Below are 24,253 nucleotides of genomic sequence, written 5' to 3' on the forward strand. Positions count from 1 at the left end.
TTAGAACGTCAGTTCCACGGCCACGGTGTCGGTGTAGGTGCCCGCCGGCAGTCCCGCCTTGCCCACCGCCCGGCCGTAAAGGTTGACGGTCTGCGCCACGCCGGTACTGGTGGCGAGGGTCACCACGCCGTCAATCGCCAATAGCGCTGAACGCCCGCTGTCAGTGTAGAAATCGTAGGGCACGAAGTTACCCACGCCATCGGCCAGCGCACGGGTGCCACCGGGGGAAGCACCGTCGTGGGCGCCGGCACGCACCTTGATCGTTGGCGCGGTGCCAGCCGAACACAGGATCGACAACGCCCCGCCGGTACCGGTGCCGCCGAGCAGCTGGGCGTCGGCATTGGTAAACAGGCTGTTGGTGGTGCCGAAGTTCAAGCTACCGAAATTCAGCCCGGTGGCCGCTCCAGAGCCGTTGACCTGGCAACTGGCGATCAAGGTCAGGCTGGAACTGATCTGCCCGGTCACCGTGGTCGCCGCGTTCAGGCTGGACGCCAGCCCCAGGCCCAGGGCACAGAGGCCGATTCGCGATACAAGTACATGCATGATATCCATCCTCATGGTTTACCAATCCAGAGTCACCGTCAGGGTGTCTGTGTAGAGGCCGGCCGGTAGGGCCCTGGTATTCGCCACCACGGAACCGAATACCGGGATCGGTACCTGGGTGCCCTGGGTCACGACGAAATTGCGTTGCTGGCCGATCCTGTAGGCACTGCGCCCCTGGGGGTCAGCCGACAGTCGATAGGGAATGGTCTGGCGGCCATTGCTCAGGCGCCGCGTGGTCCCGTCGCCGTTAGCCCCCCCATCGATGGTCACCGTGAAACTGCTGACCACCGAAGGATTGCAGGACACCGACAGCGGCGCCTTGTCGCCATCGGAGATCGCCGCGTCCAAGGTCTCGTTCCACGTCGGCCCCTGGCTGCCAAAGTCCAACAGCGCGGTGCCGCCTTCGGGTGTGACCGGCGCGGTTTCCACGCCCTTGCTCACTTCGCAACTGGCGGTGATTACCAACCGCGCATGGACCTGGCCGTTGACCACCGCCGCCTGCGCGTCATCCGCCAGCAACAGCAGGCCACCCAGGGCCGTCACGGCCAGGTAGCGGCTTACCATGTGACCGTGACCTTGAGCAGGTCGGAATAACGGCCGACGGCGGGGATGTCCTTGAGCGGTTCGATGCGCCCATACAGCGGCAGGTCGACAGAGCCAGTGTCCGGCACGCGGCCACTGATCGGCACGTCCACCGGCAAGGGGATCAGCCGCGCGGCGTCAGCATAGATTCGATAGGGAATGGGCCGGCTGGAGGGCGCCGGATTGGCGAGATAACGCACTTCGCCGGCGCCGCCATGCAGGCCGCCGTCAACGCGCATTTGGTAAGGCGTGTCGGGGTTACATTCCAGGCGCGGCTGGCGCTGGCTGATCAGGGCCGCACTCAGGGGGCCGGCCGGGTCATCCAGACGCGGGCCGCTGCCGAAATCCAATACGCCAAGTTGCTCGATGCCCGCATTGCGGGTGGTGCCCACCAACTGGCAACCCCGCTGCACGTCGATGCGCACCTGCACCTGGAGTTGCGCAGCAAACACCGTGTTGCAGAGCATCGTGCCCATGACAGCCAATACCGACGGTCCCTTCACAGCCCCAATTCCTTATACAGGGGTGACAACTGTGTATGAGGTTAGCCAGTTAACGCGAAAGTGCCAGTTTGCAAGGCTTGGGGCCCTTCACCATTGGTCAAATGGCATCGGGCGTCCTACAGTGAGCGACCACCGTAATACAGAGTGTTTATTCTTGGCCGTGCTTGCCCTGCTCCAGCGCCTGCTGGGTAAAAAAACCGACGCCTCGGACGCCTCGCCTATCCCGGCGTATTTTCAAAAAAAGGCCGAACAACAGGGCTATACCCTCAGTGATGGGCAAATCCGGGCGATTACCGCCCTGAATCGCGAAGCTCAACACCTGCTCAACGGCCAGGCCACGCGCAGCCTGTACCTGCATGGCCCGGTGGGGCGTGGCAAAAGCTGGCTGCTGGATGGATTTTTCCAGGCACTGCCCATCGCCGAGAAGCAACGTGTGCATTTCCACACTTTCTTCGCCCGGCTGCACCAAGGCATGTTCCTGCACCGCGGACATGATGATGCTCTGGGCGTCACGCTGGACGAGCTGCTGGCCGGCTGCCGAGTGCTGTGTTTCGACGAATTCCATGTGCACGATATCGGCGATGCGATGCTCATCAGCCGTTTGTTCAAGGCCCTGTTCCAGCGCGGTGTGCTGGTGTTGGTGACCTCCAACTACCCACCCGAAGGCTTGCTGCCCAATCCGCTGTATCACGAGCGTTTCAAACCGGTGATCGAGCTGATCGCCGCGCGCATGGAGGTGCTGGAAGTCAGTGCGCCTCAGGACTTTCGCAGCCTGGCCCAGGCCCACGCGCAACAGCGCTTCACGGGCGGCCAGTACGTCTGGCCAGGTACCGCTGGCCAGCGTGAAAGCCTGGGCCTGCCTGCCACAGATTGCCCGGCGCAAACCCTGAAGGTCGGCACTCGGCAGTTAACGTGCCGAGGCCATCAGGCACGCACCATCGCGTTCACCTTCAATGACCTGTGCGAACAACTCACGGCGGTCATGGATTACCTGTTGTTGTGCCAGGACTTCGACCACTGGATCATCGACGGCCTGCCGCAGTTGGCCGAATGCCCCATCGCCGTGCAACAGCGCTTTATCAACCTGGTAGACGTGCTCTACGACCAGGACAAGCAAGTGACGCTGATCGGCCATCAGCCCTTGGATAAATGCCTGGAAGGCCAAGCCATCGACCTCGCCCGCACCGCCAGTCGCCTGCGCCAATTGCAGACGCTGTGCCCGCAAACCGCGTCCGAGCCGCTATCATGAGCGCCTTTTACGCCCTCTTCCGAGCACCGCGCCCTGCATGAATACCCTCGCCCAACTCAAGGCTGGCCAATTGGCTGGCGTTACGCGCCTGGACCTGGCCTGCGGGCTGACCGAGTTTCCCCGGGAAATCTTCGAACTGGCCGACTCGCTGGAAATCCTCAACCTCACCGGCAACGCCCTGAGCAGCTTGCCCGACGACCTGCACCGCCTGACGAACCTGCGCGTGCTGTTCTGTTCGGACAACGCCTTTACCGAACTGCCGCAATGCCTGGGCCAGTGCGCCAAGCTGAGCATGATCGGCTTCAAGGCCAACCAGATCAGCCAGGTAGCCGCCGCTGCCCTGCCGCCACAATTGCGCTGGCTAATCCTCACCGACAACTGCATCCGCCAATTGCCCGATGAACTGGGTCAGCGCCCGTTACTGCAAAAGTTGATGTTGGCCGGTAACCAGTTGACCGACCTGCCGCCAAGCCTGGCCCAGTGCCAAAACCTGGAGTTGATCCGCATCGCCTCCAACCGCCTCACCCAACTACCGCAGTGGCTGCTGACCCTGCCGAGCCTGACCTGGCTGGCCTACGCCGGCAACCCGGTGGAAATGGCCGTGCAGGTGAGCAGTGATGAGGCGACGCCGAACATCGCCTGGCAGGAACTGGACATGGGCGAAGTCCTTGGCGAAGGCGCTTCGGGGATTATTCGCAAGGCGCTGTGGAAACCCCGGGCGTTGCCGGTCGCGGTCAAGCTGTACAAGGGCACCATCACCAGCGACGGTTCACCGCTGCATGAAATGCAAGCCTGCATCGCTGCCGGCCTGCATCCCAGCCTGATCAAGGTTGAAGGACGCGTCGTCGGCCATCCCGATAACCAGGCCGCCCTGGTGATGGAGCTGATCGACCCCAGTTACCGCAACCTCGCAGCCCTGCCGAGCCTGGCGTCGTGCACGCGGGATGTCTACGCACCCACCACCCGTTTCAGCCTGGACGTAGCACTGCGCATGGCGCAGGGCATTGCTTCGGTGGCGGCGCACCTGCATCGGCACGGCATTACCCATGGTGACCTGTATGGTCACAATATTTTGTGGAACGCAGAAGGTGATTGCTTGCTGGGAGACTTTGGCGCGGCCTCCTTCCATGCCACGGCGGACACGTTGGAAACCCGCGCGCTGCAGCGTATTGAAGTGCGCGCGTTCGGAGTGTTGCTGGGGGAATTGTTGGAGCGGGTTGAGGCCAGTGACGAAGGCTTGCAGGCACTTCAACAACGCTGCTGCCAGCCGGATGTGCTGGCGCGGCCGGGCTTTGAAGAAATTGAGGTCTTGCTCGAATCTATGCAACACCACTAAACCAATGTGGGAGCGGGCTTGCTCGCGAATGCGGTGGAACAGCCAATACATCTGTTGACTGTCACACCGCATTCGCGAGCAAGCCCGCTCCCACAGGTTGACCGCGTGTACTCAGATAAACATCAGCCCGCCAGGCCGACAAACATATCCTGCACATCATCATGGTTGTCCAGGCCTTCCAGGAACGCCTCGACTTCAGCCATCTGCTCATCGGTCAAACCGCTGACCGGGTTCTTGGAGATATAGCCCAGCTTGGCCGACAGCACGGTAAAGCCCTGCTCCGGCAAGGCTTTCTGCACGGCATCCAGGTCGGTGGTTTCGGTAATGAACAAGGTGGAGCCTTCTTCACCCTCTTCAAAGTCCTGGGCGCCGGCTTCGATGGCGGCCATTTCTGGATCGGCGTCTGGCGTGTCCGGCGATGCTTCGATCAGGCCCACATGGTTGAAATCCCAGGCCACCGAACCGGAAGCGCCCAGTTGGCCCTTGCGGAAGGCCACGCGGATTTCCGCCACGGTGCGGTTGATGTTGTCGGTCACGCACTCGACGATCAAAGGCACCTGGTGCGGCGCGAAACCTTCGTAGGTCACGCGGTGGTATTGCACGGTCTCACCGAGCAGACCGGCGCCCTTTTTGATTGCGCGGTCCAGGGTTTCCTTGGGCATCGAGGCTTTTTTGGCCTGTTCCACCACCAGGCGCAGGTGCGCGTTGGTCGCGGTATCGGCGCCGTTGCGGGCGGCGATGGTGATTTCTTTCACCAGCTTGCCGAAAATCTTGCCCTTGGCATTGGCTGCCGCTTCTTTATGTTTGACTTTCCACTGTGCGCCCATGACTCACTCTCTTATTTCCATCGCGCCGAAACGTCTACTGGCCGGCGCTTTGGGGGCAGAGTTTATAGCGCGAGAACGCTTCGTTCCACCAAAAAACCGGCCAGGGTACTCAGGTGCGCAAGGGTTTGATCACCGCATTGCGGTCCGGCACAAAATCCCCCGCCTGGGCCAGTACGGCGGGCCTGGCATTCCAGTAGGGCATCAGCACCAACGAAGAAAACAGCGCCGCACCGGCAAACACGATAAATACCGTCACGGTATCGAAATAGCCTGGCAGCAAACCACCCAGAATCGCCCCCACCGAACCGCAGCCGTTCACAAAACCCGCGGCGGTAGCGCCGGCCTTGGCGGTGCCGAAGTCGATGGCCGCCGTGCTGCTGATCATTGAGTCGGGCCCATACAGCGTCAGCCCCATGACAAACAGCAACGTCATCACCAGCACCACACTGCCGGTGTGCAGCGCGCCCATGAAAAGCGCCAGGGCAACCGTCAGCGCCAACAGGCTCAGCACACAGGCGGGCATGCGCCGGGCGCCGAACAGTTTGTCGGAGGCCAGGCCGATCAACACTGGCCCCAGTAAACCAGCCAACTCAAACGCGGTGGGCACGATGGCGGCGCCGACCTTGCCCACCGACGGCATCTGCTCGTAGACGATCACCGGCCCCCACAACAGAATCGCGTAGCGCGCCGGCTTGAGCAGGAAGTACGCCAGCCCCAGGGTCAACACTGTGCGGTTACGCAGGATCGCGCGCAGGGGTTCGAGTACGCTGACGCGCTGCTGGGCGGCCAACTGCTCGGCGCTCAGCACCGGCTCAGGCTCGACTGCCGGCAAGCCCACATCCTGCGGGGTATTGCGCTGGAACATAAAGAACAGCACGGCCACCACCGCTACCACTGCGGCACTGGAAATAAACGCCGCATGCCAACTACCGATCAGCGTATAGGCCCACCAACCGGCAAACGGTGACGCGACCAATCCGCCGAACGCGTAACACGAACTCCATAACCCCAGCACCCGCCCACGCTGCTGGGCCGGGAAGAAACTGCCGAGGTTCTTGCACAGCCCCGACCAGCCAGTGGACTGGGCCAAGCCCTGTACCAACATGCAGGTAACAAAGATCGGCAAGGTGGCAAAGGTGCCCATCACCAGCGCTGCGCCTGCGGAAATCAGCAAGCCACCGAGCACCACCACCCGTGGTCCAAAGCGGTCGGCAAGCATGCCCCAAGTGAACTGGCCTACGGCATACGCGGCGAGGTAGAGCCCATCCAGGTTGGCCATCATCATTTTGTCGAGGGGGAAACTCGGGTCGTCGCCGATCCCCAGCTTCGCCACTGAAAACGCTTTGCGGGTGAAATAGAGCGCGGCATACGCCAGCCAGGTGATGGCAAAAATCTGCACGCGCCAACGCTTGATGCTACCCATAGGGATATTCATGGTGGTTCTGACCTCAGGTGTGAGTGTGCCGGCAGAATCGAAAGAAAACGCCTGTTGTTTTTATGGTTGAGCACTGCAATGCCGGGCCTTGGAGAGCGCGGTATTGGTCAGATGGGTGCGGTGTGCCTGCCCCCATGGCAGCCGTGGTTGTAGGACTCAACCTACGGCGACTGAGGCGCATGAAAGCAATGGCTGACTCATAGGTAAAATCGATTTATCGTATTTCAAATATAAGCCCAGCTTGTAAGAGGACGCGCTATGTCGGTTTCCCATGCCCAGCTCAAAGCCTTCCATGCGGTGGCCATTCACGGCAGTTTTACCGGGGCGGCCGAACGCCTGTTCCTGACCCAGCCTGCGATTTCCGACCAGGTGCGCAAACTGGAAGAGCGCTTCGGCGTGTTGCTGTTCCACCGCAACAAGCGCTCGGTGCGCCTGACCGATCTGGGTGAGCGCCTGCTGGGCATCACCCAGCGCCTGTTTGTGATCGAAGCCGAAGCCGAAGAATTGCTGCAGGATTCGCGCGCCCTGCTCACCGGCACCCTTACCCTGGCGGTGGATGCACCCGTGCACGTACTGCCGCAGATTGCGCGCTTCTGCCAGCGCTACCCTGGGATCAGCGTGAAAATCGAAACCGGCAACACCGATGAGTCGCTGTCGCGCCTTTACAACTACCAGGCCGACCTGGCGCTGTTGGGGCGCGATGTCGATGATCCGCGCCTGTTGTCACTGCCGCTGCCCGACGATCAACTTCTGGCTTTTGTCGCACGTGACCATGCCTGGGCCGGGCGCGAATCGATCTGCCTGGCCGACCTCGATAACACTCCGCTGGTGCTGCGGGAAACCGGCTCGGTCACCCGTCAAACCCTGGAGCAGGAAATGCGCCAGGCCGGCCTGCGCATTCGCCCGGCCATCCAGGTGGAAGGCCGCGAAGCCGCCCGGGAAGCCGTGGTGGTGGGAATTGGCGTGGGCGTGGTGTCGGCGGCAGAGTTCGGCGCCGACGCGCGGGTATACGCCATGCCGATCCGCGATTGCACACAGCGCATGAAAGAAACCCTGGTGTGCCTGAAAGAGCAGAGTTCACGCCGCGTGGTCGCGACCTTCCTGGAGATCGTGCGTGAGAGCCTTCACGCCAACTCGAAAAACGCCTGAATCAAGCGCAGCGAGCGGCGCCGCTCCATGCAGCCGAGCATGTGCCGGTTCAGCAGGCCATCGCCCAGGATCGGTACCGCCTGTACACGCGGGTCCGGGCTGACCTCCATCGACGACACCACGCCCACCCCTAACTCTGCCGCCACCGCTTCGGTCACGGCTTCACGACTGTCCAGTTCCAGCAGCACCTTGGGTTGCACATTCGCCGCCAGGCACGCGTCATCAAAAGTGCGGCGGGTGATGGAGCTCGGCTCGCGCAGCACCATGATCACCTCATGCAGCTGCGCCAGTTCAATACCGCTGGCCTGCCTGGCCCACGGATGCGCAGCCGGCACCAAGGCGCAAATCCGTGACTCGTCCAGGGGTTGCAAGTGCAGGCCATTGCGCGGCTCCACCTCGGTGAGCACCGCCACATCGGCATGTTCGGACAGCAGCGCCGCCAGGGTTTCCTGAGCATTGCCCAAACGCAGGTTCACGGTAATGCCAGGGTAGCGCGCGCGCAGGCTGGCGATCATCGGCATGACCAAGTGAGGGCCGTCCGCCGCCACTTCCAGGCGCCCGGTGAGCAACTGGCGGTTGGCCTCCAGCATGGTTTGCGCCTCGTCGACCAAACCGAAGATCGCCCGCGTGATGGCCGCCAGGCGTGCGCCCTCCTCGGTCAACTCCACCCGGCGGGCGGTGCGGCGCAACAGCGGGATCTGGTAGTGCTCCTCAAGCGCCTTGATATGCCCGGTCACTGCCGGCTGGCTGATAAACAGCCGAGCCGCCGCGCGGGTAAAACTGCCCTCACGGGCCACGGCATCGAATGCACGCAGTTGGAACAGGTTCATCGTTATCGGCCTCACTGATAGCTCGCATAACAACAAACAATTTGATTGATGACAAGCCAAACTGCAATTTAGGCGCCGTAGCTTGAACCCCAACACCTTGCGAGGATTTGATATGCCCACTGCCGCGCCGATCCTGTTGACCCCCGGCCCCCTGACCACCTCGGCCCGCACCCGCCAGGCGATGATGGTGGATTGGGGGTCGTGGGACGACCGCTTCAACCAGCTCACAGCCAGTGTGTGCACGCAGCTGCTGGCGATCCTCAACGGTGCGGACAGCCACCACTGCGTGCCGCTGCAAGGCAGCGGCACCTTCGCCGTCGAAGCGGCGATCGGCACCTTGGTTCCTCGCAATGGCAAGGTGCTGGTGTTGATCAACGGCGCCTACGGCAAGCGCCTGGCGAAAATCTGCGAGGTGCTTGGCCGCGAATTCAGCACCTTTGAAACCGCCGAGGACGAGCCCACCACTGCCGCCGATGTGGATCGCCTGTTGAGCTCTGACAGCGCCATCACCCACGTTGCGCTGATCCATTGCGAAACCAGCACGGGCATTCTCAACCCGTTGCCGCAGATCGCCGAGGTGGTCAAACGCCACGGCAAGCGCCTGATCATCGACGCCATGAGTTCCTTCGGCGCGCTACCGATTGATGCCCGTGAAATCCCCTTCGACGCGCTGATTGCCGCCTCGGGCAAATGCCTGGAAGGCGTGCCGGGGATGGGCTTTGTCTTTGCCGAAAAAGCGGCGCTGGCTGCGTCCCAGGGCAACTGCCATTCCCTGGCGATGGACCTGTTCGACCAGCACACCTATATGGCCAAGACCGGACAATGGCGCTTCACCCCGCCGACCCACGTGGTTGCCGCCCTGCATGAGGCGCTGCTGCAATACGCAGAAGAAGGCGGCCTGCCCGCCCGCCATCAACGCTACGCGGACAACTGCCAGGCACTGCTGGATGGCATGGCCGCGCTGGGCCTGCGCAGCTTTCTGCCAGCGGCAATCCAGGCGCCGATCATCGTCACCTTCCACGCCCCGAAAGACCCGCGCTACCAGTTCAAGGACTTCTACGAACGGGTCAAGGCCAAGGGTTTCATCCTGTACCCCGGCAAATTGACCCAGGTGGAAACCTTTCGCGTGGGTTGCATCGGCCATGTCGACGCGGCCGGCATGCGCGCGGCGGTCGAGGCCATCGCCGAGGTGCTGCAAGAAATGGAAGTGTTGGACATTTGACCCCCCCATTACCACAGGATCTGAACCATGAACTATCAAAACCCCAACACCCTCCAGGCCGTTATCCTCGACTGGGCCGGCACCGTGGTCGATTTCGGCTCCTTCGCCCCCACGCAGATTTTTGTCGAGGCCTTCGCCGAGTTCGACGTGCAGGTGTCTATCGAGGAAGCCCGTGGCCCGATGGGCATGGGCAAGTGGGACCATATCCGCACCCTCTGCGACCAGCCGCAGGTTGCCGAACGCTACCGCAAGGCGTTCGGCCGCACCCCGACCGACGACGACGTGACCGCCATCTACCAGCGCTTCATGCCGCTGCAGATCGAGAAGATCGCTGAACACTCGGCCCTGATCCCCGGCGCCCTCGACACCATTGCAGCGCTGCGGGCGCAAGGGATCAAGATCGGCTCCTGCTCCGGCTATCCCAAGCAAGTGATGGACAAGGTCGTGGCCCTGGCCGCCACCAACGGCTATGTCGCCGACCACGTCGTGGCTACCGACGAAGTCCCCAACGGTCGCCCTTGGCCGGCCCAGGCACTGGCCAACGTGATCGCCCTGGGCATTGATGATGTGGCCGCCTGCGTGAAGGTCGACGACACCGTGCCGGGCATTCTCGAAGGCCGACGTGCCGGCATGTGGACCGTGGCCCTGACCTGCTCGGGCAACGCGCTGGGCCTCACCTACGAGCAATTCCGCGCTCTGGACAGCGACACACTGGCTAGCGAGCGCCAGCGCATCGAGGCGATGTTCGAAGCTTCACGTCCACACTACCTGATTGACACCATCACCGATCTGCCACGGGTCATCAGTGACATCAACCAGCGCCTGGCCCGCGGGGAAATGCCGCAGGCCTACTGACCGAAGTCAAGACAAGGGCATTGGCAACAAGCGCAGCGCTCAAAACAGGCATACAGTTAATGCACTCCATCGCTAAAGAATGGAGGTATGCCCTGATGAGTGAGGAACACAGCGATGCCGTGGAAAAATTCCGATACGCGCTACAGCACTATGTCCATTGCGTTGCACTGGTTGATGGTGGTGCTGCTGGCGGTGGTCTACGCCTGCATTGAACTGCGCGGGCAATTCCCCAAAGGCAGCGGCGCACGCACGCTGATTGTGGAAATGCACTTTATGCTCGGCCTTACCGTGTTTGTGCTGGTATGGCTGCGCCTGTTCGCACGCAGCCTGGGGGTGGCGCCGAAGATCGTGCCGGCACCGCCGCAATGGCAGAATCTGCTGGCGAAGCTGATGCACTGGGCGCTGTATGCGTTGATGATCGGGTTGCCGATTGCCGGTTGGTTGATCGTCAGTGCCAAAGGGCATTCGGTGATGTTCTATGGAATGGAATTGCCGCCGCTGATCGCGGAAAACAAGGCGCTGGCCGAGGAGATTGAAGGCTGGCATGTGCTGTTCGCCCAGGTCGGTTATTGGTTGATCGGGCTGCATGCACTGGCGGGGATCTTTCATCATTATGTGGTGCGCGATAACACGGCGCTGCGCATGATGCCGGGTGGGAGGAGGCTTTAAGCCAACCCATTCATCGACTGAACTCAGGCCATCAGTTAAGCGCAACTCCCCTGTGGGAGCGGGCTTGCCCGCGAAGGCGGTGTGTCAGCCACAGTATCTCCTACTGCACTACCGCCTTCGCAGGCAAGCCCGCTCCCACAAGGGGTTTGCGTCAGTCGCTGAAGCCTCGGCGGCCTTGCAGGCCGCCGGTGTGGATGAAGATCAGGCGCGTGCCGGGGGCAAAGCGTCCGGCCTCGATCTGCTGTTTCAATGCCAGCAGCGCCTTGCCGGTGTAGACCGGTTCCAACGGTAGACCGCATGCTTGCTCGGTGCACTGGATGAAGTCCAGCAACAGCGGATCGACCTTGGCAAAGCCACCGCGACTGGCGTCCAGCAATGTATAGCCGTCCTGCACGATGGCACTCACGTTCTGCGCTACACCGTGATCATCCGGCACCGCCAGAGCACCATACACCCGATGCGCACCCGCCTCCGCCAGTGCCAGCCCCGCCACTGTCGTGCCGGTACCTGCCGCCAGCCACCAGGCGTCGTAATCGGTCCAACCGAGGCTGCCCAACTGCGCCCGCGCCTGCTCGACCAACACGCCACAGCCCTGCGCACCGGCCAGCCCACCGCCGCCTTCAGGTATCGGATGGAGGTGGGGATATTGTTCGCGCCAAGGCAGCCAAAAGCCCGGCTCGTGGCGTGCGCGATAGCCGCCATAACCGAGCCAATGCAGTTGCATGCCGAAGGCCTTGAGGTCGAGCACCGTGGGTGTGTCTTGAGGATGGCCGCGCAACAGGCCGACGGTGGGGAAATCAAAGCGCTTGCCCGCGGCCGCCAATGCGTGCAGATGATTGGAGTAGGCTCCGCCGAGGCTGATAATACCTGACGCTCCGGCATCGCGAGCCTGGGCCAAGTGCTCGGTGAGCTTGAACCACTTGTTGCCGCTGATCAGCGGATCGATACGGTCCAGGCGCAGCACGGCCAGCTCGACGCCGTTCAGCCAATCCAGTTGCAAAGGTTCAAGGGGCGCGTGGGGCAGCCAGTCGAAAGGACCCATGTGGGCGCATCTGCATGAAAAAAGGGGCGGTAGTCTAACACCGCCCCTATTGTCGCCTTACAACTCGGCCGCCAGGCGCGAGCCCTGGTTGATGGCGCGCTTGGCGTCCAGTTCGGCCGCCACATCGGCGCCGCCGATCAGGTGCACGTTCTGGTTGGCTGCGACCAGGCCGTCGTGCAATTCGCGCAGCGGGTCCTGGCCGGCGCAGATGACGATATTGTCCACCGCCAGGACTTGCGGCTCGCCCTCAGCGCCGATGCGGATATGCAAGCCTTCATCGTCGATCTTCAGGTACTCAACGCTGTTGAGCATCTGCACCTGCTTGTTCTTCAAGCCGGTGCGGTGGATCCAGCCCGTGGTCTTGCCCAGGCCGTCGCCCACCTTGGAAGCCTTGCGTTGCAGCAGGAACACTTCACGGGCCGGTGCATGGCGCTCGGGTTTGATCCCGGCCACGCCGCCACGGGCTTGCAGTTGGGTGTCGATGCCCCATTCTTTCCAGAACGCCTCGCGATCCAGGCTGGTGGAGACGCCTTGGTGCACGAGGAATTCAGACACGTCAAAACCGATGCCACCGGCGCCGATCACGGCCACGCGCTTGCCCACCGGCTTGCGCTCAAGGATCACGTCCAGGTAACTCAGGACCTTGGCGTTGTCGACACCGGGAATCGCCGGGGTACGCGGTGCGATGCCGGTGGCCAGGATCACCTCGTCATAACCACCCGCTACCAGTTGCGCAACGTCCACACGGGTGTTGAGGCACAGCTCGACGTGGGTGGTCTGCAATTTGCGCTTGAAATAACGCAGGGTCTCGAAGAACTCTTCCTTGCCCGGCACGCGCTTGGCGATATTGAACTGGCCGCCGATCTCGCTGGCCGAGTCGAACAAGGTCACTTGATGTCCGCGCTCGGCGGCCACGGTGGCAGCGGCCAGACCCGCGGGGCCTGCGCCGACGACCGCGACCTTTTTGATCTGCTTGACCGGCAGGTAATTGAGTTCGGTTTCGTAGCACGCCCGCGGGTTGACCAGGCAGGTGGTGAGCTTGCCGCCAAAGGTGTGGTCCAGGCAGGCCTGGTTGCAGCCGATGCAGGTATTGATCTCATCAGCGCGCCCGGCAGCGGCCTTGTTGACGAACTCGGGGTCGGCGAGAAACGGCCGCGCCATCGAGACCATATCGGCGTCGCCTTCGGCCAGGATCTGCTCAGCAATTTCCGGAGTGTTGATGCGGTTGGTGGTGATCAGCGGGATCTGTACCGAACCGCGCAATTTGGCCGTGACTTTACTGAACGCACCACGGGGTACCTTGGTGGCGATGGTCGGGATGCGGGCTTCGTGCCAGCCGATACCGGTGTTGATGAGCGTCGCGCCGGCCTGTTCGATGGCTTTGGCCAACTGCACGATTTCTTCCCAGACGCTGCCGCCTTCCACCAGGTCGAGCATCGACAGGCGGAAGATGATAATGAAGTTCGGGCCTACGGCTTCGCGTACCCGGCGCACGATTTCCACCGCCAGGCGCATGCGATTTTCAAAGCTGCCGCCCCAACGGTCGGTGCGATGGTTGGTGTGGGCGGCAAGGAACTGGTTAATGAAATAGCCTTCGGAACCCATGATTTCGACGCCGTCATACCCGGCGACCTGGGCCAGCAGCGAGCAGGTGACAAAATCCTGGATCTGCTTTTCGATGCCCTCTTCATCCAATTCCTTGGGCTTGAACGGGTTGATGGGCGCCTGGATAGCGCTCGGTGCCACCTGCTTGGGGCTGTAGGCGTAACGCCCGGCGTGGAGGATCTGCATGCAGATCTTGCCACCCGCGTCGTGCACGGCCTGGGTGACGATCTTGTGCTTGCGCGCCTCTTCTTCGGTGGTCAGCTTGGCTGCACCGGCGTACACGCCGCCCTCGTCATTGGGGCCGATACCGCCGGTGACCATCAGGCCCACGCCGCCACGGGCACGCTCGGCAAAGTAAGCGGCCATACGCTCGAAACCGCCGGGCTTTTCTTCCAGGCCAGTGTGCATCGAGCCCATCAGGGTACGGTTGCGCAAGGTGGTAAAACCCAGGTCCAACGGGGCCAGCAGGTGCGGGTAGGCAGCAGCGGTCATGGTACAGCTCCACAACGGATCATCACGGGACGTGGCGCACTCGAACGGCGTGCCATCGGTTTATGTCCCACAGACTAAGAGGCGGTGGACCACGGCTCAATGACTGAAACTGACAAGTTATTGATCCAAATGCACAGTGCCCCTTGGCAAGCCACGCCATGGGCCCTACCCTAGTCGCGAACCCTGCACCTGGTCTGTTGTCTGTTGCCCCATGCGTAAACTTCTAGCGTTCACCGTCATCATGGCCCTGGTTGCCTCCCTCGCCGCGTACTTGGTCTGGACCCAGGAGCGCCCCGTGGCGCATTACCTGTCCGACCTGCGCATCACCCTCGCCGTCAACGAGGGCGAACCGGCCGACCGGGGCAACCTGTTGGGCATCCAGCCGGAACTGTTCCCTGCCGATTACCAAAGCCTGGAACGCCTGCACCTGAAGCTGTCGGCCTACCTGCAAAATGCCCGGGACCTTGGGCTGATCAATGCCAAGACCGTGGTGGTGCTGCCGGAACATATCGGCACCTGGCTGATGCTCGGCGCAGAGAAGAATGAGCTGTACCAGGCCGCTCACCTCAAGGACGCCATGAATTGGCTTTCGATCAGCAACCCGCTGCAATTTGCCAAAGCCTGGATCAGCGCCACCGGCGACAACCGCATGGACGATGCATACCTGCGCATGAAAGCCCCGGCCATGGCCCGCGACTATCAAGTGTTGTTTGGCGGCCTCGCCAAAGAATTTGGCGTGACCCTGGTGGCCGGCTCCATCGCCCTGCCCAACCCAAGCGTGATCCAGGGACAACTGGAGATCGGCCACGGCGCGCTGTACAACGTCAGCGTGGTGTTTGCCGCCGACGGCTTGCCGCTGGGCCAGCCGCAGCGCCAGCTTTACCCGATCTACGATGAGCGTGGCTTTATCGAGCCGGGCGATGAGCATGTCGTCAACGTTGTCGACACCCCCGCCGGGCGCCTGGGCATCCTGGTCGGCAGCGACAGCTGGTACCCGGACAACTACCGCAAGCTCAACGAGCAAGGCGCGCAATTGATCGCGGTACCCGCTTTTGTCACCGGCCGCGATACCTGGGAGCGTCCGTGGCGCGGTTTCAAGAGCGTATCTACGCCCTCAGAAGTGAGCCTCAAGCCCGAAGAAACCAGTGAGGGCGCGGCCTGGCGTCGTCTTACCCTGATCAGCCAGCCACCTGTCAGCGAAGCCACCGCGGGCATGAGCGTCTTTCTGCGCGGGCAATTCTGGGACCTGGGCAGCGCCGGCCAGAGTTTTCTCAGCCGCAATGGGCAAGTCTTCGCCGATGGCGACGCCCGTGGTGCGCGCTTGCTGAATATCTGGCTGTAGCGCCTTGAAGCCGGTGCGCCTGGGGGATCTGTCGGTGGGCTTCGTGCACACCCTGGCCGACGCCATCCACAGCCACGGCCTGGACCCACAGCCCCTGCTGCTGCAATACGGCCTTGATCCAGCTCGCCTGGCTGAGGCCGGCGCACGCTTGTCGATCCCGCGCTACATGCGCCTGGGCCACGCGGCCATCCAACTGACCGGCAACCCCGGCCTGGGCCTGCGTATGGGCCAGCTCAGCCGCTTGAGCCAGGCTGGTCTTGCCGGCGTCACTGCCGCTCAAGCGCCTACAGTGCGCGAAGCGGCGCGCACGCTCACACGCTTTGAAGCGCTGTACGGCTCCAACTATCGCGGGCAATCAAGCTTTCATGAAGACGCTGAAGGCGCGTGGCTGCGGTTTTATTCCATCAGCCCCTATAACGCCTACAACCGCTTTGTGGTGGATTCGATCATCGCCGGCTGGCTGCAGCAATTGTCTGGCCTGGCGCAACAGCCGGTGCAGGCCCAGCGGATTGAAATCGAATTCGACGCGCCGGACTACCACGACCACTACAGGGTGTTGGGAGAGGGCGTGGTCCACTTCGGCGCCGAGGTCAATCAACTGCGCCTCAGCCAACCCACCCTGGCGCTGCGCAACCCGCAGCATTGCCCAAGCACCTGGCACCTGTTGCTACAGCTGTGTGAAAGGGAATTAGAGCAATTGACCCGCACCCGCAGCCTGCGCGAGCGCATTACCCGTTTGCTCGGGCCGATGCTCAATGGCGGCCGGGAACCCGACCTGGAGGAAGTGGCGGCACGCTTGAAGCTGCCAACCTGGACATTGCGGCGCAAACTGGCCGAGGAAGGCACGCAGTTTCGCGCGATCCTCAATGACACCCGTCGCGACCTGGCCATGACCTACATTCGCGATACGGAACTGGCGTTCGGCGAGATCGCCTACTTGCTCGGTTTTGCTTCGGCCCAAGCCTTCCAAAGGGCCTTCAGACGCTGGAACAACCAGACCCCAGGGGAATTTCGCCGCAGTCAGCGGCATTCCGCCTGAAGTCAGCGTTACAGCTCGGTGGCATCGTCGACCGGATCCAGCGGGTCCAATTCGAATGCCTGGTACTCCAGCAGCTCTTCCTGGTAATCGTCCATGGTGGACTCCTTTTCGTGTTGAAAGCGGTTGCAGATTAATGACCTGCGAACCCAGCCTAAAGTGCCGTCATGACGAAAAAATGTCGACGTCGTGACATTCCTGCTCTTCAGGATTAAACGTAGCGGCGATCACTGGATTTAACTTAACCGCAACCTCGGTCAAAATGTGGGAGCGAGCTTGCTCGCGAAAGCGGTGTGTCATTCAACACACCTGGCGACTGTTACGCCGTATTCGCGAGCAAGCCCGCTCCAACAGTAGAAGAGCATTGCGTTATTGCGCAGGCATCGGAAGCGGTGGAATCGCTTCTGTCGGGGCCGGCAAGGCAGGATCAGTCGGCGCCGGCGCAACCGGAGCGGGCTCTGTCACCGGTGCAATCGGTGCAGCCTCAGGTGGCGGCGCAAGCGGCTCTGCAGCGGCAGGCGCTACAGGCACCTCCTTCGGCGCTTCGACCTTCTCGGGTGCCGGAGCGGCCTTGGGTTCAGGCACGCCCAGGTCAGCCTTGGGCTGCTCGGGGATATGCTCGGCCTGCTTTACTTCCTGCGGCAGGAACACGTCCACCAACGCAAAGTAACGCTCGTAGAACTTCGGTGCCGAGACGGTCTCGCTTGCCACCTTCACCATCGAGTCGTCGGTGGAGCCAATCGGCATCGACACCGAGCCCAGCACGCCCACACCGAGGCTCGCGGAGTTGTTGACCTTCTTCAGCGCATAGCGGTCCTGCAAGGCGTTGGCAAACATCGTCGAGTGATTGCTGCCCTTGCCATCAGCAGCGCACACCACATTGAAACTGATCTGCAGGTGGGTCTCGCCGGTCTGCTGGAAACTCTTGTTGCCGGCCACCAGTTTCGGATCGCTGCTGGTGATAATGTAGCCCTGGCTCAGCAGGGCACGGCGCGCAGCTTCACAGGCCGCCACATCGCTGACCGGGTAATCGCGGGAAAACGTACCGGAATCGTCGAAATTCTCATGTTCATAGATAGCGGTCTTGGGTGACGAGCAGCCCGCGGCGCCCGCCAGCACCAGCGCCAACCCGAGATTGCGCAAGTGAAATGATGTCGACATTGAAAATCCTGAAGAAAACGGTCCGGACGGTATTGTGCAACAGAACGCGACATTGAAGCGCGATTCCTGTCGGTAAAACATCTCAAGCTCAGACAGCGGCGTCAGTAGGAAAAAGCCCGGCGCACATATGATCGATAAAGGCCCGCAGCTTGGCCGAAGCATGGCGACTGGCCGGCCACAGCAACCAGAAACTGCCGCGATGTTCGAGGTGCTCATCCAGCACCCGTCGCAAACGCCCATGTTGTACGGCCTGGTTGACCATGTAGTCCGGCAGGCACGCAATGCCCAGTCCTTCTTGCACCACATGATTGAGGGACTCGATGGTGGTGCTGACCAGCGGTGCGCGCAGGTTCAGTTCCGCAGCCCCCGGGACAGGACGCAGTGGCCAGGGCTCCAGCTTGCCGGTGGCGCAGAATTTGTGCCGCAGGCAGGCGTGATGATTCAGGTCCTGTGGCCGATGGGGCGTACCATGCTGGTCGAAATAGCCGGGCGTACCGACGAGAACCAACTGGTAATGCCCTAGATGGCGCACCATCAAGCGCGAATCTTCTGGCTTGCCGGTGCGAATCACCGCGTCGAAGCCCTCCTCTATCACGTCCACCATGCGGTCGGAAAAATCCACATCCAACTCAATGTCCGGGTAGGCGCGCATAAAATCGCTGATCACCGGCATCAACAAGCCGCGCACTTGGGGCACACTGATCCGCAGCTTGCCGCGAGGGCTGGCAGTGACCTCAGTCAACTCCTGTTCGGCCGCCTCCAGTTCCGCCAGGATGCGCCGCGAACGCTCCAGGAACAGCGCGCCCTCGCTGGTCAGGGTGATACTGCGAGTGCTGCGATGAAACAACCTGACGCCCAGGCGCTCCTCCATCCGCGCAATGCTTTTACCCACCGCCGACGATGACACGCCCAGTACGCGGCCCGCAGCGGTAAAGCTGAGGGTTTGCGCGACCTGCACAAAAACCGAGAGGCTGCCCAGATTGTCCATGGTGATGCCTTTGCCGATTGCGGACATCAACGTCCGATAAGTTCGGAACCTTAGCCTGTTTTTCCGCGCCTCGCAGCCCCCTACCCTGGCTCCTTGCCCTTTCAAGGAGAGCGCCCATGAACGACAGTCCCCTATTGGTCGATACAGCGCCCCACGCTGAACGCCTGCCCCTGGCCGGTCTGCTGGCGTTGGCCTGCGCCGGCTTTATCACCATCCTGACCGAGGCGATGCCCGCCGGCTTATTACCGCAAATCGGTGCTGGGCTTGGGGTCTCCCAGGCCCTGGTCGGGCAACTGGTGACCCTCTATGCGCTCGGCTCGTTGCTTGCTGCTATCCCCCTGACATTGCTGACCCGGGGTTGGCGCCGGCGGCCGCTACTGTTGATCGCCATCGGCGGTTTTGCATTGGTTAACAGCGTCACCGCGTTCTCCAGCCACTATGGCTTGACCTTGGCTGCACGATTTTTCGCCGGTGTGTTCGCTGGCTTGCTGTGGGCCTTGTTGGCGGGTTACGCCAGTCGTATGGTCGCACCTCATCTGCAGGGCCGGGCGATTGCCGTGGCCATGCTGGGTGCGCCGCTGGCCTTGTCCCTCGGCGTGCCCGCCGGCACCCTGCTGGGCACGCTTGTCGGATGGCGCGCCAGTTTTGCCATCATGACTGGCCTGACCCTGTTACTGCTGGTATGGGCGCGTTGGCAACTGCCGGATTTTGCCGGTGAACCGCCAAGCAAACGCCTCGGCTTACGTCAGGTACTGGCGTTGCCAGGCATCCGGCCGGTGCTCTGGGTGACCTTTACCTACGTGCTCGCGCATAACATTCTCTATACCTACATCGCCCCTCTGCTGGTGCCCGCCGGTATCGGCCGCGAGATTGATCGCGTGCTGCTGGTGTTCGGCCTGATGGCCCTGCTGAGCATTTGGCTGGTAGGCATCTGGATTGATCAACACCTGAGGCTGCTGACCCTCATCAGTTGCGCGATGTTCGCCGTTGCGGCCCTGCTGCTCGGATTATGGTTCAACTGCGTAGTCGCCATTTACGTCAGCGTGGCGTTGTGGGGGCTCGCCTTCGGTGGCCTCCCAGCGCTATTGCAAACCGCGCTGGCCAAGTCGGCTGGCAACTCGGCCGATGCCGCCCAATCGATGTTGGTCACGGTATGGAACCTGGGCATCGCCGGAGGTGGATTAGTGGGCGGGCTCTTGCTCGAACGTTGGGGCGTCGTGGCATTTCCATGGGCAGTTCTAGGATTGATCGTGTTGGCGCTGGGTGCAATCCGGGGTAAAGCGCTGCCCGCGCGATGACAAGTTTGTTTACAACTTATTCCTCACCTTCCTATCATCGCCCCTGGGTGCGTTGTTGCATAAAGCACGGCGCAGGTTAAAAGCCAAGCATTGGTCGGGCCGCCAATGGAGATTTGTCGTGCCTGATAAACACCCTGCCATCCCCCGCCCCCAGCGTTTGACTGAGGGCGCGCTGTCCGCCCTTGAGCGCTTTTCACACATCGAAGCCGTCAGCGGTATCGTGCTGCTGCTCGCCGCCATCGTCGCGCTGGTGTGGGCCAACAGCCCCGCCGCCGCGACCTACGAGCATTTCTGGAACACGCCGATCACCCTCGGGCTGGGCGATTACAGCGTGTCGCGCTCCCTGCATTTTCTGGTGAATGACGGGCTGATGACCATTTTCTTTCTGGTAGTCGGTGCCGAGATCCGCCAGGAAATCAAAGACGGCGCCCTCGCTAACCTGAAGCTGGCCACGCTGCCGTTGGGCGCGGCGTTGGGCGGTGTGCTCATGCCCGCCCTCATCTACACCCTGCTCAACCACGGCACCGCCGCCGCGAGTGGCTGGGCGGTCCCCACCGCGACCGACATCGCCTTTGCCGTGGGCGTGCTCGCGCTGCTGGGCAAATCGATTCCCAGTGGCGTGCGCATCCTGCTGCTGGCCTTGGCGATCATCGATGACATCGTGGCGATTCTGATCATCGCGATCTTTTTCACCGCCAGCCTCGACTACATGGGCTTGGTGATTGCTGTCGGCGGGCTGGCCCTGGTGTTGGTGTTCCAACGCATGGGCATCAGCAAGGCGGCGATCTACCTGCTGCCAGGCGCTATCGTGTGGTTTGGCCTGCTCAAGACCGGCGTGCACCCAACACTCGCTGGGGTGATCCTTGGCTTGATGACCCCCGTCAATTCCAAGCCCACCCGGGAACGCCCGCTGGAAACCATCGAACGCACCTTCAACGAGCTGATGGACCGGTTCTCGCAGCCAGCCGAAGGGGCCCAGCAAGTCGCCACGCCCCTCAAACAATTGCGCGAAGCTCAACGGGAAATACTGCCGCCAGTGCAGCGTGTTCAATCGGCGCTGCACCCCTGGGTCGCGTTCGGCGTAATGCCGCTGTTTGCATTGGCCAACGCCGGTGTGAGCCTGGACGGTTTCAATCTGGATGACCCGCTGGCCCATGGCGTATTTATGGGTGTCGTCTTCGCCCTGGTGCTCGGCAAGCCTCTGGGCGTGATGCTGGCGAGCCTGGCGCTGGTCAAGCTCAACATCTGCAAACTGCCTGACGGTGTGACCTGGACGGGCGTTGGCCTGGTAGGGCTGTTGGCGGGGATCGGTTTCACCATGTCGATCTTTATCTCGTCCCTGGCATTTTCCGACCCGGCCCTGCTGTCGGCTGCGAAGCTGAGCGTATTGGCGGCTTCAACCCTGGCGGCGGTGATCGGGTTGACGTGGGGCAAGCTCAAGTTTGCTGCCAAGCCTATCTGAGGCAGAGCACTAACCTGTGGCGAGGGAGCTTGCTCCCGCTGGGTCGCGAAGCGGCCCTAAAAAGCTGGGACTGCTGCGCAGTCAACGGGAGCAAGCTCCCTCGCCACAGTGACAGTCCCATTTAACTGAGTAGCCGCTTTATCAAGGGCAAAAAAAGACCCCGGCCTTTTCAGGTCGGGGTCTTTTTATTCAGGCCGGCATCAGTACTTCTTGATGTCTGCCTGGGTTTCCAGCTGCTTGCGGTAGGCCGCGAAGTCCTGCTGGCCAATACGGGAAGCGAGGAAGCGGCGGTATTGCGCCTTTTCTTCGTCCGTAGGGGCCGCCGCTTCGTTCACGCCGTTCAAGCGCACGATCATCAGGCTGCCATCGCGCAGGGTCACGGTGGTAAAGGTAGGCTTGTCCTTGGCCGCCGGCTTGGGCATGCGGAACAAGGCTTGCAGCACGGCCGGGTCGATAGACTCCTGACCACGGGTAGCCGCCTCAGTCACCTTCCAAGCCTGACCGTCAACCGGCTGGTCCAGCGCGGTCTTGCCATCACGCAGGCTGGCGATCAACTCGTCGGCACGGGCTTTGGCAGCAGCGCTTGCGCGCTCCTTGGTCATCTGGGTGCGAATGGCCGCCTCGACCTTCTCGAGCGGCAGTTGGGCCGGCTTGAGATGCTCCTTGGCACGCAGCACGATGATGGTTTCCGGGTCCAGTTCGATGGCGCTGCTGTTGGCACCTTCATCCAGCACTTCCGGGCTGAATGCGGCAGTGACCACGGCACGGTTGGCCGCTACACCTTCGCCACCTTCGCGGCCAAACGGCGCGGAGGTATGGACGGTCAGCTTCAGGTCAGACGCCGGCTGAGCCAGGTCAGAGGCTTCGAATGCCGCATCTTCCAATTGCTTGGTCGCTTCGACAAAACGCTGTTCAACCTGCTGTGCCTTGAGCTCGCGGGTCAGCTTGTCTTTCAGGCTGGCGAACGATGGCACTTCAGGCGCTTCAACGCCCAGCAACTTGATCAGGTGCCAACCGAAGGTGGTGCGCACCGGCGCCGACACCTGGTCTTGCTTCAAGCCGTACAAGGCGGTTTCGAAGTCCGGGTCGTAAACACCAGGGCCAGCAAAACCGAGGTCGCCGCCATTGTTGGCCGAACCTGGATCCTGGGAGAACTCCTTGGCCAGAGCTTCGAACTTCTCACCCTTGGCCAGGCGCGCCTGGATGTCTTCGATCTTGGCCTTGGCTTGCGCCTCGGTGACCTTGTCGTTGACTTCAATCAGGATATGCGCGGCACGACGCTGTTCAGCGAGGTTGGCGGTTTCCTTCTCGTAGGCAGCCTGCAGCTCATCGTCCTTGACAGTCACCTGGTCGAAGAAGGAAGACTTCTTCAATTCCAGATAGTCGATGACCACTTGGTCCGGGGTCATGAACTCTTTGGCGTGCTGGTCGTAGTAGGCTTTGACCTCATCGTCGGTGAGTTTCACCGCCGCGGGATCAGCCTTGATGTTGACGGTGGCGAAATCGCGGGTCTGTTTTTCCAGACGGGCAAATGCCAGCACCTCGGCGTCGGTCACAAACCCGCTGCCGGCGATGCCTGCGCGAACCTGGCCGATCAGCATTTCCTGGGTCAGCATCTGACGGAATTGCATGCGGCTATAGCCCAGCTGGCGGATCACCTGGTCAAAGCGTTCGGCGTTGAACTTGCCGTCCACCTGGAATTCCGGCGTCTGCAGGATCACCTGATCCAGCGCAGCTTCCGAGAAGCCGAACTTGGAATCGGCAGCGCCTTGCAGCAGCAGCTTGCGATCGATCAGGCCCTTGAGGGCAGCATCGCGCAGCAGTTTTTCGTCGAGCAGGGAAGCATCGAAATCCTTACCCAACTGTTGCATCAGCTGGCGCCGTTGCATATCGACAGCCTGGCTCAGCTCGGTCTGGGTGATTTTTTCACCGTTGACCTTGGCCACGTCCTGCTTGTTATTACCCGAAGCCTGGAAAATGGCTTCGATACCGGTGAACGCCATCAAAGCGACGATGATCCCGATAATGGTCTTGGCAATCCAGCCTTGTGAATTGTCCCTGATATTTTGCAGCATGCGTCCCCCAGAAACGGTTGAACTTCAAAAATTAGGCAACCGTGGAGCGTGGGTAGAGTCCGGATAGAAGAAAGGCGCATCCGAGGATGCGCCTTCTCGTAACTGGCGGAGCGGACGGGGGTTCGAATCTGCACCCCCGGCGTGGCGACCCGATACGTGGGTCAGCTACCGCTCCGCTGCCAGGCCAGACCTGCGTCCGACCCGGGTAAGCAAAGGCTTGAACGAAGCTTAGTTAACGGCTTCTTTCAGGGCTTTACCGGCTTTGAAACCTGGTTTCTTGGCAGCAGCGATTTGCAGTGCTTTGCCGGTCTGTGGGTTACGGCCAGTGCGAGCTGGGCGGTCAGTCACAGAGAAAGTACCGAAGCCTACCAGTACCACGGAGTCGCCGGCCTTCAGAGCGCCAGTGACGGATTCGATTACTGCGTCCAGCGCACGGCCAGCAGCAGCTTTCGGGATATCAGCGGATGCAGCGATAGCATCAATCAGTTCCGACTTGTTCACTCTAAGTCCCCTTATATATCTATTGAGTATGATTCTAAGTTTTTTGGTAAA

General features: G+C 61.7%; 22 protein-coding genes. 10 read left to right on the plus strand and 12 right to left on the minus strand.

The window, feature by feature from the left end; all coding sequences use genetic code 11:
• From AC4PS6_RS23410 to AC4PS6_RS23420, 3 genes are read right to left on the minus strand one after another with little or no spacing between them, the layout of a single operon-like run.
• Entirely contained in the window at positions 1-543 is a 543-nt protein-coding gene (locus AC4PS6_RS23410) for a Csu type fimbrial protein (RefSeq protein ID WP_003192220.1), read from the minus strand.
• An 18-nt stretch (positions 544-561) separates the two neighbouring features.
• On the minus strand, positions 562-1,107 hold the full coding sequence (locus AC4PS6_RS23415; RefSeq protein WP_014718969.1) for a spore coat protein U domain-containing protein: 546 nt from the start codon (positions 1,105-1,107) through the stop codon (positions 562-564).
• A complete protein-coding gene (locus AC4PS6_RS23420; RefSeq protein WP_425608148.1) occupies positions 1,101-1,601 on the minus strand; it encodes a Csu type fimbrial protein in 501 nt (166 codons plus the stop codon). Before AC4PS6_RS23420 ends, AC4PS6_RS23415 begins: the two co-directional genes overlap by 7 nt.
• A gap of 181 nt (positions 1,602-1,782) precedes the next feature.
• On the opposite strand from AC4PS6_RS23420, the gene zapE reads away from it, so the two are divergent.
• Together zapE and AC4PS6_RS23430 are read left to right on the plus strand one after the other, a co-directional pair.
• Positions 1,783-2,877, plus strand: a complete 1,095-nt coding sequence (zapE, locus tag AC4PS6_RS23425) for a cell division protein ZapE (RefSeq protein WP_014718971.1) — start codon at positions 1,783-1,785, stop codon at positions 2,875-2,877.
• Between the two features lie 37 nt (positions 2,878-2,914).
• Entirely contained in the window at positions 2,915-4,213 is a 1,299-nt protein-coding gene (locus AC4PS6_RS23430) for a protein kinase (protein WP_020302351.1), read from the plus strand.
• Between the two features lie 122 nt (positions 4,214-4,335).
• Here AC4PS6_RS23430 and AC4PS6_RS23435 read toward each other — a convergent pair whose 3' ends face one another.
• Together AC4PS6_RS23435 and AC4PS6_RS23440 are read right to left on the minus strand one after the other, a co-directional pair.
• Positions 4,336-5,040 (minus strand): YebC/PmpR family DNA-binding transcriptional regulator, encoded by a 705-nt coding sequence (locus AC4PS6_RS23435; RefSeq protein WP_020302352.1) that lies wholly within the window; start codon positions 5,038-5,040, stop codon positions 4,336-4,338.
• 109 nt (positions 5,041-5,149) lie between these two features.
• Positions 5,150-6,475 (minus strand): MFS transporter, encoded by a 1,326-nt coding sequence (locus AC4PS6_RS23440; protein ID WP_072433888.1) that lies wholly within the window; start codon positions 6,473-6,475, stop codon positions 5,150-5,152.
• Between the two features lie 258 nt (positions 6,476-6,733).
• On the opposite strand from AC4PS6_RS23440, the gene AC4PS6_RS23445 reads away from it, so the two are divergent.
• Entirely contained in the window at positions 6,734-7,624 is an 891-nt protein-coding gene (locus AC4PS6_RS23445) for a LysR substrate-binding domain-containing protein (protein WP_014718974.1), read from the plus strand.
• Here AC4PS6_RS23445 and AC4PS6_RS23450 read toward each other — a convergent pair.
• A complete protein-coding gene (locus tag AC4PS6_RS23450) occupies positions 7,600-8,454 on the minus strand; it encodes a LysR substrate-binding domain-containing protein (protein WP_014718975.1) in 855 nt (284 codons plus the stop codon). The two genes, AC4PS6_RS23445 and AC4PS6_RS23450, sit on opposite strands and share 25 nt — an antisense overlap.
• A gap of 112 nt (positions 8,455-8,566) precedes the next feature.
• Here AC4PS6_RS23450 and AC4PS6_RS23455 point away from each other — a divergent pair, with 112 nt between their 5' ends.
• The 3 genes from AC4PS6_RS23455 (at position 8,567) to AC4PS6_RS23465 (ending at position 11,200) form a co-directional block, all read left to right on the plus strand.
• Entirely contained in the window at positions 8,567-9,676 is a 1,110-nt protein-coding gene (locus tag AC4PS6_RS23455; protein WP_236466156.1) for a 2-aminoethylphosphonate--pyruvate transaminase, read from the plus strand.
• A gap of 27 nt (positions 9,677-9,703) precedes the next feature.
• Positions 9,704-10,531, plus strand: coding sequence for a phosphonoacetaldehyde hydrolase (gene phnX / locus AC4PS6_RS23460; protein WP_014718977.1), 828 nt, complete (start codon positions 9,704-9,706; stop codon positions 10,529-10,531).
• Between the two features lie 114 nt (positions 10,532-10,645).
• The gene (locus AC4PS6_RS23465; RefSeq protein ID WP_014718978.1) at positions 10,646-11,200 is read left to right on the plus strand and encodes a cytochrome b; all 555 of its coding nucleotides are present in this window, start codon (positions 10,646-10,648) and stop codon (positions 11,198-11,200) included.
• A gap of 151 nt (positions 11,201-11,351) precedes the next feature.
• On the opposite strand, the gene AC4PS6_RS23470 is transcribed toward AC4PS6_RS23465, so the two are convergent.
• A complete protein-coding gene (locus AC4PS6_RS23470; protein ID WP_032903444.1) occupies positions 11,352-12,242 on the minus strand; it encodes a 1-aminocyclopropane-1-carboxylate deaminase/D-cysteine desulfhydrase in 891 nt (296 codons plus the stop codon).
• Positions 12,243-12,299: 57 nt separating this feature from the next.
• The gene (locus AC4PS6_RS23475) at positions 12,300-14,339 is read right to left on the minus strand and encodes an NADPH-dependent 2,4-dienoyl-CoA reductase (RefSeq protein WP_019819476.1); all 2,040 of its coding nucleotides are present in this window, start codon (positions 14,337-14,339) and stop codon (positions 12,300-12,302) included.
• Between the two features lie 211 nt (positions 14,340-14,550).
• Here AC4PS6_RS23475 and AC4PS6_RS23480 point away from each other — a divergent pair, with 211 nt between their 5' ends.
• Positions 14,551-15,681, plus strand: coding sequence for a carbon-nitrogen hydrolase family protein (locus tag AC4PS6_RS23480; protein WP_019819478.1), 1,131 nt, complete (start codon positions 14,551-14,553; stop codon positions 15,679-15,681).
• 4 nt (positions 15,682-15,685) lie between these two features.
• Complete coding sequence (locus AC4PS6_RS23485; RefSeq protein ID WP_019819480.1) at positions 15,686-16,720, plus strand: AraC family transcriptional regulator; 1,035 nt, start codon at positions 15,686-15,688, stop codon at positions 16,718-16,720.
• Between the two features lie 366 nt (positions 16,721-17,086).
• Here AC4PS6_RS23485 and AC4PS6_RS23490 read toward each other — a convergent pair whose 3' ends face one another.
• Together AC4PS6_RS23490 and AC4PS6_RS23495 are read right to left on the minus strand one after the other, a co-directional pair.
• Positions 17,087-17,878, minus strand: coding sequence for a DUF2242 domain-containing protein (locus AC4PS6_RS23490; protein WP_014718983.1), 792 nt, complete (start codon positions 17,876-17,878; stop codon positions 17,087-17,089).
• An 88-nt stretch (positions 17,879-17,966) separates the two neighbouring features.
• Positions 17,967-18,866 (minus strand): LysR family transcriptional regulator, encoded by a 900-nt coding sequence (locus tag AC4PS6_RS23495; protein ID WP_014718984.1) that lies wholly within the window; start codon positions 18,864-18,866, stop codon positions 17,967-17,969.
• Between the two features lie 116 nt (positions 18,867-18,982).
• Between AC4PS6_RS23495 and AC4PS6_RS23500 the strand changes: the two genes are divergently transcribed.
• Together AC4PS6_RS23500 and nhaA are read left to right on the plus strand one after the other, a co-directional pair.
• A complete protein-coding gene (locus AC4PS6_RS23500; protein WP_103451652.1) occupies positions 18,983-20,164 on the plus strand; it encodes an MFS transporter in 1,182 nt (393 codons plus the stop codon).
• A gap of 118 nt (positions 20,165-20,282) precedes the next feature.
• Positions 20,283-21,626 (plus strand): Na+/H+ antiporter NhaA, encoded by a 1,344-nt coding sequence (gene nhaA, locus AC4PS6_RS23505; RefSeq protein ID WP_336826978.1) that lies wholly within the window; start codon positions 20,283-20,285, stop codon positions 21,624-21,626.
• Positions 21,627-21,826: 200 nt separating this feature from the next.
• On the opposite strand, the gene AC4PS6_RS23510 is transcribed toward nhaA, so the two are convergent.
• Complete coding sequence (locus AC4PS6_RS23510; protein WP_137271508.1) at positions 21,827-23,701, minus strand: SurA N-terminal domain-containing protein; 1,875 nt, start codon at positions 23,699-23,701, stop codon at positions 21,827-21,829.
• 228 nt (positions 23,702-23,929) lie between these two features.
• Positions 23,930-24,202, minus strand: a complete 273-nt coding sequence (locus AC4PS6_RS23515; protein WP_003174819.1) for an HU family DNA-binding protein — start codon at positions 24,200-24,202, stop codon at positions 23,930-23,932.
• Positions 24,203-24,253: the final 51 nt, after the last annotated feature.

The organism is Pseudomonas sp. DW-iso17 (genome assembly GCF_058725345.1).